Origin of the sequence: Bacillus sp. B1-WWTP-T-0.5-Post-4, from assembly GCF_009183795.1 — a bacterium.
GTDB lineage: Bacteria > Bacillota > Bacilli > Bacillales > Bacillaceae_G > Bacillus_A > Bacillus_A cereus.
Genome location: NZ_WEIJ01000002.1, coordinates 138,224 through 153,749, shown reverse-complemented (window position 1 = coordinate 153,749; position 15,526 = coordinate 138,224). Strand labels below are relative to the sequence as shown.

The window sequence follows — 15,526 nt, the reverse complement described above, 5'->3', positions numbered from 1 at the left end:
TCCTTTCTATATATGAATTTTCCTCTCAAAGTTTATTATACAAGTAATAAAGATGTATTTGGTGTTCAATTGTATTTTAGTTAATATTTTTAATTTGAGATTTTATTTTTTTATTAAAAGTTACTTGACTAAAGTAAGTGACTATATTACAATCACTTACATAAGGTAATTAAATAACAAAAAGTTGTGATAGCGTAACTTAAGGTATCTATTGGAACTTTTTCTTAGAATAAGAATTTTTATGATGATGAATAATGAATATGAAAAGAAAGATTAGGTGAAGAAAATGGGACTATTTAGCTCATTATTTGGTAAAAAAGAAGAAAATACGAATGTAGAGGGGAATAAAAAAATGTCAAAAGTATTATTTGTAAAAGCAAACGATCGTCCAGCGGAGCAAGCAGTTAGTTCAAAAATGTATGAAACATTTGTAAGTACTTATAAAGAAGCAAATCCAAATACAGAAATTACGGAATTAGATTTATTTGCATTAGATCTTCCTTATTACGGAAATATCGCGATTTCAGGTGGATATAAACGTAGCCAAGGCATGGAGTTAACTGCTGAAGAAGAGAAGGCAGTTGCTACAGTAGATCAATATTTAAATCAGTTTTTAGAAGCTGATAAGGTTGTATTTGCATTCCCATTATGGAACTTTACAGTACCAGCGCCATTAATCACATATATTTCATACTTATCTCAAGCTGGAAAAACGTTTAAATATACAGCAAATGGCCCAGAAGGTTTAGTTGGTGGTAAAAAAGTAGTTGTGTTAGGTGCTCGTGGTTCAGATTACTCTTCAGAGCAAATGGCTCCTATGGAAATGGCAGTTAATTACGTAACAACGGTATTTGGATTCTGGGGAATTACAAATCCAGAGACAGTTGTAATTGAAGGACACAATCAATATCCAGATCGTTCACAACAAATTGTTGAAGAAGGTCTAGAAAACGTTAAAAAAGTAGCAGCAAAATTTTAATTCATGATAGTAAATGGAAAAACCAACATGGATGACCATGTTGGTTTTTTAGTCTATTTTTCATGTTAAAAAATGTATATTTATAAAATAAAAGAAAAGTTCGAAAATAGTATTGCAAAATATTATATAGCAAACTATAATGAGTTCAAGAATAGTTGATAATTAAATTAAATATTCAGAAAATTCAATTAGTTAAAATTGGAAAATGAGATAAGGAAACTTGAATGGGGGTTATATTATGGCGAATAAAGTACCGTTTTCGTTCATAGTAGTTATTGGATTAATGTTATTTGCACTATTTTTTGGAGCGGGAAATTTAATTTTCCCAGCGATGCTTGGTCAATCAGCAGGAGAGAATGTATGGATTGCTAACGCTGGATTTTTAGTAACTGGTGTTGGATTACCATTACTAGGTGTGCTAGCATTTGGTTTTTCAGGTAAAGATGATTTGCAGTCGTTAGCTAGTCGTGCTCACCCAGTGTTTGGGATTGTGTTTACAACAGTTTTATACTTAGCGATTGGTCCGTTATTTGCAATACCGAGAACAGGAAATGTTTCTTATGAAATTGGTCTTAAGCCGTTTATGCCAGAGGGAGTAGGTTCTACACCTTTAATTCTTTTCACAATTATATTCTTTAGCATCACTTGTTTTTTTTCGCTAAATCCCGCGAAAATTGTCGATATTGTTGGAAAAATTTTAACGCCAATTAAGTTGACTTTCATCGGTATTTTAGTAATCGTTGCTTTTATACATCCGATTGGAGATATGCAAGCACCAGTGGAAGCTTATACATCACATGCATTCTTTAAAGGATTCCAAGAAGGATACTTAACGATGGATACGCTCGCATCATTCGTATTCGGGATTATCATCATCAATGCTATTAAAGAAAAAGGTGCGAAAACGAAAACACAAATTATGGTCGTTTGTGCAAAAGCGACAATTATTGCAGCATCTATTTTAGCAATTATCTATACAGCACTTTCTTATATGGGTGCTTCAAGTGTTGCAAAGCTTGGACATTTAGAGAACGGCGGAGAAGTATTAGCGAAAGTTTCTAACTACTATTTCGGATCATATGGCGGAGTATTATTAGGATTAATGATTACAGTAGCTTGTTTAACAACTAGTGTGGGACTTGTATCAGCATGTTCTTCATTCTTCCATAAGTTATTCCCAAATGTTCCTTACAAAGCAATTGCAATCACGCTATGTGTATTTAGTGCAATTGTTGCAAATGTAGGATTAACACAGTTAATCGCAGTTTCTGTTCCAGTATTAACAGCAATTTATCCACTAGCAATCGTATTGATTTTCTTAACATTCTTCCATTCATTATTCAAAGGAAGAGCTGAAGTTTATCAAGTGAGCTTAATCGTAACATTTATCATCAGCTTATTCGATGGATTAAGTGCAGCTGGAGTTAACATTGAAGTAGTAAGCCAAGTGTTCACTAAATTCCTTCCGATGCAGGAAGTAGGATTAGGCTGGATCTTCCCAGCGATTATCGGTGGATTTATCGGATATGGACTTAGTATTTTAAAAGTGAAAAACCAAGTTCAACCAGCAACTAGAGCGGATAAAAAAATAGGTTAAATAAAAAAAGTTATAGAACTTGTTTCTATAGCTTTTTTTGTTACTATTAATAATGAGAAAAAATAAAGTAGTAGGGGAAATAAAATGAAAAAAACAATTGATCATATCGGAATCGCAGTTCGTGATATAGATAGTACGATACGTTTTTATGAACAGGTTCTATCAGGAGAATTAATAGATCGTTACGTAAGTGAAGCTCCTGGTGTGGAAAGTGAAGTAGCCATTCTTGAAGTGGCTGGAGATAGAATTGAATTACTTGCACCGACGAATAATACGACATCTCCAATTGCCCGTTTTATTAAACAAAAAGGTAAAGGTGTTCATCACGTTGCGTATCGTGTCGATGATTTAGATGTGGCTCTAGAAGAGTTAAAAGAACAAGGTATTCGGACATTAGAGCATACACTACGCATTAATAAGCACGGTAGAAGGTTAATTTATCTTAACCCAGCGGATACTGAAGGAACGATTATCGAGTATTGTGATTATCCGGAAGAGAAATAGGAGAGGGATATTTTTTTAAAGGTGTTACGTAATAACGTAATACCTTTTTATTTATGTATTTCACATTTTCTTCACAAATGATTCACGATAACTTTTCTTCTTTGATAACTTACATAAATATATTTTATGATATAATAACAATCGGCTTTAAAAATGTAAGTTGTATCTATCATAATAGTTACTATTATATTGGAAGTTTAGAGGTGGAAGAGAAATAAAGAGTTATACTTTATAGAAATTTATATTTAATCAGGTTAATATTTCTATGGAGAATCAAACTTTGGAAGTTAAAGGAATGAAAATAGAGCAATGAGGAAGAAAGAAGTGAAATGAGTGTGAAAGTAATGAGAAGATTAGGGACATGGTTATTACTTGCATGTGTGCTTATCATATTGATACCGAAAAGTGCATCTGCTCATGCGTACGTTGTGAAATCAAACCCTATGGAAAATGAAACGTTGAAGAGAGCACCATCTGTTGTAAAAATTGAATTCGATGAGGACATACAAGTTTCACGTTTTAATACATTGTACGTGAGAGATACATCAGGTAAAAGGGTCGATTTAAAAGATGCTCATATTGATAAAAAAAATAAAAAACTATTAGAAGCCGGATTAAAAGAAAACCTCAAAAATGGTCTCTACTCTATTCAGTGGAAAGCTATTTCAGCTGATGGACATCCAATTCAAGGGGTTATTCCATTCCGTATTGGATTAGCAGAAGCGGGAACAGACGATGTACAAGTGGAAGAGATGGGGTATGTCCCGCAAATCGATATGATTATGGAACGTGGAATTTTATATGCGAGTTTCTCGCTATTTTTAGGAGTTCTCTTCTTTAATCTTATTATGTATAAAGGGAATGCAACCTCGGTTCGATCAAGGAGTAAGAACATAATATGGATCTCCTTATTTGGGATATTTAATAGCTTGTTATTCAACCTACCATTGCAAGCGAAAATAAATGCTGATGTTTCATGGCTAGAAGCATTCAATCCTTTACTATTAAAAGAAACATTACAGCTTTCTGTTTTTGGTTATGTATGGATTACTCAAATGGTTCTCATTAGTACGCTTATAATTGTTACGTATTTTGCGGTGAAGCATGAGAAGTTTTCGTCGTTTAAAGTATGGAGTATTCCAATACTATTGTTTATAGGGTTACTTGTTATGAAAGCCTTTAATAGTCACGCATACGGTTTAAAGTTTAAAGACATTGCTGTCGTTATGGATTTTCTACATTTATTCGCAGCTTCATTATGGGTTGGTGGTTTATCATCTATTATTCTTCTTTTACGTAAAGAGGATAACAAGTGGCATATGTATTGGGATATGATTAAGCGTTTTTCACCGTGGGCAACAGGTGCTGTTATCGTGATTTTAATAACAGGCCTTTTTAACAGTACATTTTTTATTCCAACAATCCACTCGTTATTTGATACGAAGTATGGATTGGCTTTATTAACAAAGATACTTTTATTCATTTTCATGGGGATATTGGGAATTATTCATTATATGAAAGGGAGAATGCGAGCGAAGCAAGGATTAGGTGCTACGGTGAAAGTAGAGTTTATCATTGGAATTATCATTTTCGTAATCGTAGCTTTTATGACAAACGTACAAACACCACCGATGCCTCCTACTGGACCTTTTACAGAGAGTAAACAATTAGATAATGGATATGAAATGACGCTAAATGTAAGTCCTAATAGAGTAGGACAAAATATATTCCATATTACTTTAAATGATGAGAACGGACAACCCGTTACTGATATGGAACAAATTATATTAACGACTCAATCGTTAGATATGAATATGGGAAAAGGATCATTTAAAGTTTCGGCAGTTTCACCGGGAGAATATGAAGCAGAAGGTATGTATATTAACATGACAGGAAACTGGAATATACAAGTACATGGATTAACGAAATCGCTTGATAGCTTCGATACGGATTATAAATTTATTGTAGGTGGCAGATAAAGTGAAACTTTAAGCAGCCCTCATCAATTGGGCTACCCGGCGAATAGCGGGATAAAGAGTAGGTATAGATAAAAAGGAGCTAATTGAAAATGAAACGCATAAAAAAATTAGGAACAACAATGATCGCAACAGTAATTGCAATGGGAATGTTTTCGTTACCTGTTAGTGCGCACGTTACTGTGAAGCCAGCAACTTCTGACATCGGTTCTTGGGAGACTTACACGATAAAAGTACCAGTTGAAAAGAATATAGCAACAACAAAAGTTACACTGAAAATACCGTCTGGTGTGGAATTCCAACAGTATGAACCAGTGCCAGGGTGGAAAATGGAAGAGCAAAAAGATAATGCCGGAAAAGTGAAAACTGTAGTATGGGAAGCAATAGGAGAAGGGATTTTACCCGGTCAGTTCCAACGATTTACTTTCGTCGCTAAAAATCCGGATAAAGAACAAAAAATAGCTTGGGATGCATATCAACAATATAAAGACGGAGAAATTGTTGAATGGACAGGCGATGAGAAAGCTGAAAAACCGCATTCACTTACTACAATTGCAAAAGGTACGTCATTAACAGGAGAACATGGTGAAGTATCTAATGTAGAAAAGAATGAAGGTACTAGTAATATGCAATTGATAGCGATTGTTTTATCTATTTTGGCAATTGTATCTTCGGTAGGTGCGTGTGTTTTTGTAGTGCGTCGTAAAAAATAAGATATAAAAAAGAGTCTACAAATAGTAGGCTCTTTCTCATATTTATTTCACTTCAACCTGCTGCCTTACAGCAAGTGTTTTCGGTTTTATATTTACAAAACAAATGCTCACAACAATAAATAATAGGCCAATAAATAAGCTCATTGTAATGGCTTCATGTAAGAAGATTGAACTTACAATAATAGCGATAAGGGGAATAAGGAATGTATAAGCCCCTACTTTACTCGCTTCACCAGCTCCAACGAGTGTGAAGTATGCAAGCCACCCCATTGCAATAACAAAGAATGAAATAAAGAGTAGTACACTAACAAATGGCATACTCCAAGCAATACTAGACCAACTTTCAAATTCTGAGCCAAATCCGATTAAACAAAGACCACCAATAAGAAGCTGAATTGTTACCATCCAAATGGCATTCACACGGTGACCAGTTTTCTTAATAAATACTGTTCCAAGTGCCCAGCCAATCGCACATCCTAATGCAAGAAGAATGCCAATGACAGAAATATGTCCAGTTAAACTACTAGAGCTAATAACACCTACACCAATAAATCCGAGTACAAGCCCGAAAATTTTTAAACCGTACATTGCTTCTTCAAGCCATATCCATGAGAAAATACCAAGTAAAACAGGTTGTAAAAATACGATAGCGGAAAATAGACCAGCAGGCATATATTGAAGGCCGACAGTTTGTAATCCGTAAAATATAATGATGTTAAGTAAGGAAGAAATAACGTATAAATGCCACGTTTCTTTTAAATGTAACTCTTTGTATTTCGGTAATGCGAACAGAAGTAAAATGAATCCTCCAATTAAAGTTCGAACGCCTGCAAATAAAACAGGTGGTGTATAATGCAGGGCAAACTTTGATAAAGGCCAATTGATTCCCCACATGAAAACGAGAAAGGTAAGGATGATGGCCGTCTTAGTTCGAGAAAGCTGTGTCACTGAAAGACCTCCTTGTTGTTATTCATTTCACTATGATATGATATCGACTGTAATAAATAAAATGAATCTTTTTTATGAGGAGTATAAGTGATTAGTTATGACCATTACACAACTGCAAGTATTAATAAAAACTGTTGATTTAGGTAGTTTTACGAAGGCTGCCAGGGTGTTAAATATGACGCAGCCAGCTGCTAGTCATGCGATTTCAAGTATTGAGTCAGAGTTAGGAGTTACTATTCTTATACGTGATAAACGAAAAGGGCTACTCGTTACGGATGTAGGAAATAGGATTCTTGTACATATTAGAGAGATTTTGAACGGTGTAGCGAAGATTGAACAAGAAGTTGCGATGGAGAAAGGACACGAAGTGGGGACGATTCGAATTGGGAGTTTTCCGAGTGCTTCTGCACATTTCTTACCGAAAATGATAAACCATTTTAAGGAGAAGTATCCGAGCTTAGAGGTCGTTCTTTGCGAAGGAACAATTAAAGAAGTTGAAGATTGGTTAATATCGAGGGTTGTTGATATAGGAATTGTTATTTTGCCTAATAAAGAGATGGAGATTGTCCCGTTAACGAAGGGGAAAATGGTTGCTATCTTAAGAGAGGATCATCCTCTTTGTAAGAAGGACTCTATTACAATTCGTGATTTGGAGAATGAACCGATCATATTATGTAAGGGCGGATACGAACCACCCATCATTGATATGTTTAAACAAGCCAACGTACCACTTCGGGCTGAGTATGTAATTTCTACCGTTACTACAGCTTTAAATATGATTCAAGAAGGATTAGGCATTGCAATATTAGCTGAATTATCTTTAACGAATTTACCACATAATGTGCAAACGAGAGAATTGGAACCGCAAGTATGGAGAGAAATTGCTTTAGCTGTTCCTTCATTAAAGGATTCTTCAATCGCTGTACAGCTATTTATTGAAGAATTTCAAGCGCTATTTGCAGAATAAAAAGGGGTGTCTCATATATCATAATGGGGCACTTTTTAATTTGCTTATAAAAAATCTATGAAAAGGATTGACTTATTTTTTAGTTGTAACTATAATGATTACATCGAGGTGGTGATTACGATGAAAATTAGTAGCCGCTTTTCCATAGCTGTTCATATTTTATCTATTTTGAAAAACAATCCATCTTCACTTTGTACTTCAGACTATATGGCTGAAAGTGTAAATACGAATCCGGTAGTCATTCGTAAAATGATGTCGTACTTGAAACAATCTGGCTTTGTTTACGTAAATCGTGGACCGGGTGGCGCGGGATTACTAAAGGATTTACATGAAATCACATTGTTAGATGTGTATCATGCAGTGAACGTAGTCGAAGAAGACAAGCTATTTCATATTCACGAGCAACCGAATCCAGATTGTCCAATTGGGGCGAATATTCAAGCGGTGTTAGAAATTATTTTAATTCAAGCGCAATCCGCGATGGAAGAAGTTTTGAGAAATATTACGATGGGGCAGTTGTTTGAAACTTTGCAAGAAAAAATGAATGTTTAAATAATATTTATATTTTTTTATCATCAATGTAACTGGTTTGATTACAACGATAAGGTAAGGTGTAAAAGTTATGACTGTAAAAATGAAAGTATACTCAGATTTTATATGTCCGTTTTGTTTTTTAGCAAAAGGTCCATTAGATGAGGTAGCGAAAGAGAAAGATGTAGAGATTGAATGGATGCCATTTGAATTACGTCCAAGTCCATATTCAAAAATAGATCCATGGAATGAACCAGAAAAATTAGGTTCATGGGATGCTTTCATTCTTCCGACAGCGAAGAAGTTAGGAATTGATATGCGCTTGCCACGTGTTTCACCACATCCATATACACATTTAGCTTTCGAAGGATGTCAATTTGCAAAAGAACGTGGACTAGGTAATGAGTATCATCACCGCGTATTCACAGCATTTTTCCAAGAAGAGCAAAACATTGAAGATATTGATGTGTTAACAAAATTAGCGGTAGAAATAGGACTTCCTGAGGCGGAATTTAAAGATGCTTTAGTAACTCGTAAATATAAAGAAAAGCATCAAGAAGCAATTCAACACGCATATGATGAAGCGAATATTATGGCTGTTCCAACTGTCATGATTGGAGATGAAGTCATTCAAGGGCTTGCTAGTAAAGAAACACTAGAAAGGGTCATTGATAAAGAAATTGAAAAGGATAAAACAAATTCATTTGAAGGTATGCAATGTAATACCGATGGATATTGCTAATTCGCTTGTTATGAAATAACAAAATAAATTATAAAACAAACATTTGGAGGAATTAAAATGTCAGCAACTACAACAAACTTAAAAGAAGCAATCGTGAACCGCCGTTCAATTCGTAAAGTAACAAAAAATGATGCAATTACAAAAGAAAGAATTGAAGAAGTGTTAAAAACAGCTTTACACGCACCAACATCTTTCAATATGCAAAGTGGTCGTATGGTTGTATTAATGGATGGAGAGCATGAAAAGTTTTGGGATATCGTTAAAGAAACACTAAGAGCACGCGTACCAGCAGAAAACTTTGAAGCGACTGTAGAAAGACTAAAAGGCTTCCATGCAGGTGTAGGAACAGTTCTATTCTTTGAAGATCAAGCAACTGTAGAAAAAATGCAAGAAAATGCTCCATTATACAAAGATCAGTTCCCATTCTGGTCTCATCAAGGAAATGCGATGTTACAACATACTGTGTGGATGCTATTATCTGCTGAAGGAATTGGGGCGTCATTACAACATTACAACCCAATCGTAGATGCTGAAGTGAAAGAAACTTGGAACATTCCGGCAGAGTGGAGCTTAGTAGGTCAAATGCCATTTGGTGAACCAAACGAACAACCAGCAGAAAGAACGTTCTTGCCTACTGAAGATGTAGTGAAATTTTATTAAGAAATACAATATGTAACGAGAAGGAAGCTGTGCTAAAAAACAGCTTCCTTTTTTGTAGTGGTGTTAATTTATGCGCATTTAGGGAAGAAATATAAGAAATAATACGGTGAGAAGGGAATTAGAAAAATGAATGATGAGAAAAAATATACAGTGGTAGGTACTGATGTTGAGGAAGTAAAGCGTTTAAATAAAAATTCAGGATTAACGTATAATCAAGTGAAAGAAATGTTAGCAAAGCAAATGCAAAAAAAGAAGTAATTAGATTGAAATCTTTCATTTTTTCATTTAGCATTTTGATTGGAGAGAGTTAAGTAAAAGGTAACTCTCTTTTTTGTATAGCTAAGCATCTTATAGAGTGGAGGAAGCAACATGAAGAAATGGGTAAAGGTAACGCTGTCTATCACTGGAGGCATTGTCTTATTAGCGTGTGCCGGCGGATATTACGTGTATAAAAATTATTTTCCAAAGGAACCTGAGCGTATTGTATATGATAAAGAAAGAGTGCTACAACCGATACATAATCAGCTTAAAGGAATCAATATAGAAAATGTAAAGATAAAAGAAAAAGAAGTCGTAAATGCGACTATAGATGAGCTTCAAAAAATGATTGATGATGGAAAGTTGTCATATGAAGAATTAACGAGTATTTATCTCTTTAGAATACAAGAACATGATCAAAATGGAATAACATTAAATTCTGTTACAGAGATAAATCCTAATGCGATGGAAGAAGCAAGAAAGTTAGATCAAGAGCGGGGGAGAAACAAAAAGTCGAATTTATATGGTATTCCTGTCGTTGTAAAAGATAATGTACAGACGGAAAAAGTGATGCCGACTAGTGCAGGAACTTATGTATTAAAAGATTGGATTGCAGATCAAGACGCAACAATTGTGAAGCAGTTGAAAGAAGAAGGAGCATTTGTTTTAGGAAAAGCGAATATGTCTGAGTGGGCGAACTATTTATCTTTTACAATGCCAAGCGGGTATAGCGGGAAGAAAGGACAAAATTTAAATCCGTACGGTCCGATTACATTCGATACTTCAGGATCAAGTTCAGGATCTGCTACAGTAGTTGCAGCAGATTTTGCGCCGCTTGCAATTGGAACAGAAACGACGGGATCGATTGTTGCACCAGCGGCGCAGCAATCAGTAGTTGGGTTACGTCCATCTTTAGGTATGGTAAGTAGAACAGGAATTATTCCATTAGCTGAAACTCTTGATACAGCAGGACCTATGGCAAGAACAGTAAAAGATGCAGCAACGCTATTTAATGCAATGATAGGTTATGATGAAAAAGATATTATGACAGAAAAAATGAAAGATAAAGAAAGGATTGATTATACAAAGGATTTATCAATAGATGGATTAAAAGGGAAAAAGATAGGGCTTCTTTTTTCTGTAGACCAACAAGATGAAAATAGAAAAGCAGTAGCAGAAAAAATTAGAAAAGACCTTCAAGATGCAGGTGCGATATTAACTGATAATATCCAGTTAAGTGCTGAGGGTGTAGATAATTTGCAAACATTAGAATATGAGTTCAAGCATAATGTAAACGACTATCTTTCACAGCAAAAGAATGTACCGGTAAAATCGTTAGAAGAGATTATAGCGTTTAATAAAAAGGATAGTAAAAGACGAATAAAATACGGACAAACATTAATTGAAGGGTCTGAAAAATCTGCTATAACGAAAGAAGAGTTTGAAAACGTAGTGCAAACGAGTCAAGAAAATGCAAGAAAAGAGCTAGATAGGTATTTAGTAGAAAAAGGTTTGGATGCTCTAGTTATGATTAATAACGATGAAGTCCTTCTATCAGCTGTAGCTGGTTATCCGGAATTAGCGGTTCCTGCTGGATATGATAAAAATGGAGAACCAATCGGTGTAGTGTTTGTAGGGAAACAGTTTGGTGAAAAAGAGCTTTTCAATATTGGATATGCGTATGAACAGCAGTCTAAAAATAGAAAATCACCTAGTTTATAAAAGATTATATGAAAAATAACTGGAATCCACCGAAATTATGTTGGTGGATTCCAGTTAAACGAATCTAACAATATGAAAAGAAAAAAAGGATTCTTCTCAATTAGTAAGAAAGATTGTCTATAGGAGTTCATAAAATGTAATATATTCAATTTCCATCCATTGAAGGGGGAGGTTAATTCTTAATGAATGAAGTAAAGAGTTTTTTTCGAAGTAGAGGGTTTCAACGGTTTCTCGTTTTAATAATAGTAGCGCTTGTATTATACGCATTAAAAAGTATGATTAATTTAATATTAATTACGTTTATACTGACGTTTTTAATGGATCGATTTCAACGTTTTATTTCAAGAAAATTGAAAGTAAACCGGAAAATTGTTATTGCATGTTTATATATAATACTAGTTTCCTTTATAGGCACAACATTATATAAATATTTACCTGTGCTGACGATACAAATTTCACAATTAATTTATCAATTTAAACTGTTTTTTCAAAATCCACCTGATAATGAAATCGTTAAATATGCACTTTCGACAATTAATGGGATGGAAGTATCAAAATATATAGAACAAGGTGTAGACGTCATATATCAATCAATAGCAAATATAGGGAAGGTAAGTTTACAAATATTATTATCTCTAATTTTAAGCTTATTTTTCTTATTAGAAAAAGAGCGTATTATTACATTTACATCTAAGTTTAAAGATAGTAAGTTAAAAATCTTTTATGAGGAAATTGCATATTTTGGTGAAAGATTTGCAAGATCGTTCGGCAAAGTAATTGAGGCTCAGTTTTTAATTGCCATTGTAAATTGTATTCTTACTGTCATTGCATTAATCGTTTTAGGATTTCCACAGCTACTTGTATTAGCTGTTATGATTTTCTTACTAGGGTTGATTCCTGTTGCAGGTGTGATTATTTCTTTGTTTCCACTTTGTATCATTGCTTACAACGTAGGCGGAGTTATGTACGTAGTATACATACTCGTATTCATAACAGTAATCCATGCTCTTGAAAGTTATTTTTTAAATCCGAAGTTTATGTCTGCAAAAACAAATTTACCAATATTCTACACATTTATGATTCTTATCTTCTCAGAGCATTTCCTCGGAATATGGGGGCTTATTATCGGGATACCAATCTTTATCTTTTTATTAGATGTACTTGATATAAATAATGAGGATGCGACTAAAAAATAAGAAATGATAGAAAATCACTAAAAAGTCATAGGAGATAATGAAAATAAAAAGCAATCCAAAATAAATTGGATTGCTTTTTATCTTAATTAAAGAACCGGAGCCATTGTTTCTTTCAATACTTGAACAGAGTGGTCGAATTTTAATTCTTCATCTTCACTTAATTCAACCTCTAAAATTTCACGAACACCGCCGCGATTTAAAACAGCAGGTACCCCGATATAAACATCTTTTTGACCGTATTGACCTTCTAAGTAAGCTGATACAGTTAATACACTATTTTCGTCGTTTAAAATTGCTTTTGTAACACGTAGAAGTGACATACCGATACCATAATAAGTTGCGCCTTTACGCTCAATAATATGGTAAGCTGCATCACGGACGTTTATGAAAATTTTGTCTAAATCTTCTTGATTATACGTGTTGTCTTTTTCAAGCAGTGTTTGTAGTTTTTGGATACCAACGGAAACATGGCTCCAAACTGGAAGTTCAGTATCGCCGTGTTCTCCGATAATATAAGCGTGAATGTTGTGTGGACCAATATCGAAGTACTCACCTAACATATAGCGGAAACGAGCAGAATCAAGCGTTGTACCAGAACCGATTACACGTTCTTTCGGTAAACCAGATTCTTTCCAAGTTACGTAAGTTAAAATATCTACAGGGTTTGTTGCGATTAAGAAGATGCCATCAAATCCGCTATCCATAATACTGCGAACGATTTGTTTGAAGATTTTAGCGTTTTTCTCAACTAAATCTAAACGTGTTTCGCCTGGTTTTTGTGGTAATCCAGCTGTAATAACTACAAGGTCAGCATCTTTACAATCTTCGTAGCTGCCTTTCCATACTCTAGTTGGAGCTGGTGCGAATGGAACAGCATGACTTAAGTCCATTGCTTCCCCTTCAGCTTTTGCCTCATTTACATCGACTAAAACAAATTCTTCAGCTACAGCCTGGTTAATCATGCAGTAAGCATAACTACATCCAACTGCTCCTGTTCCTACTAATACAACACGGTTAATACCTTTTTTCATTTCAAAATTCCTCGCAATTTCATTGATTTTATTATGTAAGATAATACGTCTTACTTCTATAGAGTCATATCTAGTTTATTACATTTTATAAAAGATATTCAAGTATTTGAAAATGTATCCGTGCAAATCAGCGAACAAAACATAGGAATTCAGTGAACCGAATATAATTCAGTAAAATCCTTTGTAAAAGGGGAAATGGCATGGGGAATCCATTAGCAATGGAAGAAATGCTTCATATTATTCATGCAGGGCTTGTTAAAAAGAATAACCCAAAACGGATTACGATTGCAGGTGCAGGGATTTCTGGATTAGTTGCAGGTTCTTTATTAAAAGAGGCTGGGCACGAAGTAACGATTATAGAAGCAAATAACAGAATAGGTGGCAGAGTGTATACGATTCGGGAACCATTTAGTGTGGGTTTATATTTTAATGCGGGCCCGATGAGAATCCCTGACACCCATAAGTTAACCTTAGCGTATATTCATAAATTTAAACTACCTTTAAACCTTTTTATAAATAAAACTTTTGCAGATATCATTTATACGAATAACATTCAAACGAGATTGAATGTGTTTGAAAATGATCCAAGTGTACTTGAATATCCGGTTTTGGATAAAGAAAGAGGAAAAACGGCAGAAGAGCTAATGATTGAAGTATTAGAACCAATACTAAATTACATTAAGAAGGATCCTGATAAAAACTGGCTTATCGTTGAAAAAAAGTATAAAACGTATTCGCTTGGTTCATTTTTAATGGAGTATTATTCAGATGGTGCGATAGATATGATTGGGGTACTTCTTGATATGGAAGCTTATATGGGAATGTCCTTAATTGAAGTATTACGTGAAATGATTTTCTTTACTTCAACAACGAAATATTATGAAATAACTGGTGGAATGGATAAGTTATCGAATGCATTCTTACCACAATTAAGGGAACATATTTTAATGCCGTATAAGGTTGATAAAATTATACAAGAAGATAATAAAGTAATGTTACAAGGAAATCATGAACAAACGTTAGAGCAATTTACAATAACAAGTGATTTTGCTATTATTACAATTCCATTTTCAGCGTTAAGATTTGTAGAAGTTCAGCCATACTATTTATTCTCTTATTTTAAAAAAAGAGCAATTCGTGAATTAAATTATATTGCTGCAACTAAAATTGCAATAGAGTTTAAAAGTAGATTTTGGGAGAAAGCGGGACAGTGTGGCGGTAAATCTATTACTGATTTACCGATACGGTTTACATACTATCCGAGTTATGGCATTCATACTCCAGGACCAGCTATCGTTATAGCAAGTTATACGTGGGCAGATGAGGCGTTAACATGGGATAGTCTCCCGCAAAGAGATCGTATTCGTTACGCATTAAAAAATTTAGCGGAAATATACGGTGACATCGTCTATAGTGAGTTTGTCACTGGAACATCTTTTAGCTGGAGTAAAAATCCGTATTCTTGCGGTGCATTTACAGCTTTCGAACCAGGCCAAGAGCTCGAGTTATTTCCGTATATTACACCACCATCTGGAAAAGTACATTTTGCAGGAGAGCATACGACATTAACACATGGATGGATGCAAGGGGCAATTGAGTCTGGAGTTAGAGTTGCATATGAAGTAAATGAACAGTGAATCTCTTATATTTACAAAAGGTCATTCTTTTAATAAAATGATAAATATAAATCGTAATTATTACG

Annotated in this window: 15 protein-coding genes; 13 read left to right on the top strand and 2 right to left on the bottom strand. The window is 34.4% G+C overall.

Annotated features, from left to right (window positions below; genetic code table 11):
• Positions 1 to 286 precede the first annotated feature (286 nt).
• The 5 genes from GBN91_RS06385 (at position 287) to GBN91_RS06365 (ending at position 5,769) form a co-directional block, all read left to right on the top strand.
• The gene (locus GBN91_RS06385) at positions 287 to 979 is read left to right on the top strand and encodes an FMN-dependent NADH-azoreductase (protein WP_152121331.1); all 693 of its coding nucleotides are present in this window, start codon (positions 287 to 289) and stop codon (positions 977 to 979) included.
• A 238-nt stretch (positions 980 to 1,217) separates the two neighbouring features.
• Positions 1,218 to 2,576, top strand: a complete 1,359-nt coding sequence (gene brnQ, locus GBN91_RS06380; RefSeq protein WP_001284786.1) for a branched-chain amino acid transport system II carrier protein — start codon at positions 1,218 to 1,220, stop codon at positions 2,574 to 2,576.
• 84 nt (positions 2,577 to 2,660) lie between these two features.
• The gene (locus GBN91_RS06375; protein ID WP_000750854.1) at positions 2,661 to 3,080 is read left to right on the top strand and encodes a VOC family protein; all 420 of its coding nucleotides are present in this window, start codon (positions 2,661 to 2,663) and stop codon (positions 3,078 to 3,080) included.
• 329 nt (positions 3,081 to 3,409) lie between these two features.
• Positions 3,410 to 5,059: a copper resistance CopC/CopD family protein gene (locus GBN91_RS06370; protein ID WP_149215513.1), complete on the top strand. Its 1,650-nt coding sequence runs from the start codon at positions 3,410 to 3,412 to the stop codon at positions 5,057 to 5,059.
• Between the two features lie 89 nt (positions 5,060 to 5,148).
• Positions 5,149 to 5,769 (top strand): YcnI family copper-binding membrane protein, encoded by a 621-nt coding sequence (locus tag GBN91_RS06365; RefSeq protein ID WP_000821416.1) that lies wholly within the window; start codon positions 5,149 to 5,151, stop codon positions 5,767 to 5,769.
• A 42-nt stretch (positions 5,770 to 5,811) separates the two neighbouring features.
• On the opposite strand, the gene GBN91_RS06360 is transcribed toward GBN91_RS06365, so the two are convergent.
• Positions 5,812 to 6,717, bottom strand: a complete 906-nt coding sequence (locus GBN91_RS06360; RefSeq protein WP_000192791.1) for a DMT family transporter — start codon at positions 6,715 to 6,717, stop codon at positions 5,812 to 5,814.
• Positions 6,718 to 6,814: 97 nt separating this feature from the next.
• Here GBN91_RS06360 and GBN91_RS06355 point away from each other — a divergent pair, with 97 nt between their 5' ends.
• From GBN91_RS06355 to GBN91_RS06330, 7 genes are all read left to right on the top strand, one after another.
• Positions 6,815 to 7,684: a LysR family transcriptional regulator gene (locus GBN91_RS06355; RefSeq protein ID WP_152121330.1), complete on the top strand. Its 870-nt coding sequence runs from the start codon at positions 6,815 to 6,817 to the stop codon at positions 7,682 to 7,684.
• Between the two features lie 120 nt (positions 7,685 to 7,804).
• Positions 7,805 to 8,236 carry an Rrf2 family transcriptional regulator gene (locus GBN91_RS06350; RefSeq protein ID WP_152121329.1) on the top strand — a complete coding sequence of 144 codons (432 nt, stop codon included), beginning with the start codon at positions 7,805 to 7,807 and terminating at the stop codon, positions 8,234 to 8,236.
• A 70-nt stretch (positions 8,237 to 8,306) separates the two neighbouring features.
• Positions 8,307 to 8,957: a DsbA family oxidoreductase gene (locus GBN91_RS06345; protein ID WP_006922059.1), complete on the top strand. Its 651-nt coding sequence runs from the start codon at positions 8,307 to 8,309 to the stop codon at positions 8,955 to 8,957.
• 57 nt (positions 8,958 to 9,014) lie between these two features.
• Positions 9,015 to 9,617, top strand: a complete 603-nt coding sequence (locus GBN91_RS06340) for a nitroreductase family protein (protein ID WP_001277021.1) — start codon at positions 9,015 to 9,017, stop codon at positions 9,615 to 9,617.
• A 126-nt stretch (positions 9,618 to 9,743) separates the two neighbouring features.
• A complete protein-coding gene (locus tag GBN91_RS29420) occupies positions 9,744 to 9,875 on the top strand; it encodes a hypothetical protein (protein ID WP_000997344.1) in 132 nt (43 codons plus the stop codon).
• Between the two features lie 111 nt (positions 9,876 to 9,986).
• Positions 9,987 to 11,597 (top strand): amidase family protein, encoded by a 1,611-nt coding sequence (locus GBN91_RS06335; protein ID WP_152121328.1) that lies wholly within the window; start codon positions 9,987 to 9,989, stop codon positions 11,595 to 11,597.
• 182 nt (positions 11,598 to 11,779) lie between these two features.
• On the top strand, positions 11,780 to 12,793 hold the full coding sequence (locus GBN91_RS06330) for an AI-2E family transporter (protein ID WP_006922064.1): 1,014 nt from the start codon (positions 11,780 to 11,782) through the stop codon (positions 12,791 to 12,793).
• Positions 12,794 to 12,879: 86 nt separating this feature from the next.
• Here GBN91_RS06330 and GBN91_RS06325 read toward each other — a convergent pair whose 3' ends face one another.
• Complete coding sequence (locus tag GBN91_RS06325; RefSeq protein WP_000715321.1) at positions 12,880 to 13,824, bottom strand: L-lactate dehydrogenase; 945 nt, start codon at positions 13,822 to 13,824, stop codon at positions 12,880 to 12,882.
• Between the two features lie 200 nt (positions 13,825 to 14,024).
• Between GBN91_RS06325 and GBN91_RS06320 the strand changes: the two genes are divergently transcribed.
• Complete coding sequence (locus GBN91_RS06320) at positions 14,025 to 15,461, top strand: flavin monoamine oxidase family protein (protein ID WP_000528002.1); 1,437 nt, start codon at positions 14,025 to 14,027, stop codon at positions 15,459 to 15,461.
• The last annotated feature ends 65 nt before the right edge of the window (positions 15,462 to 15,526 follow it).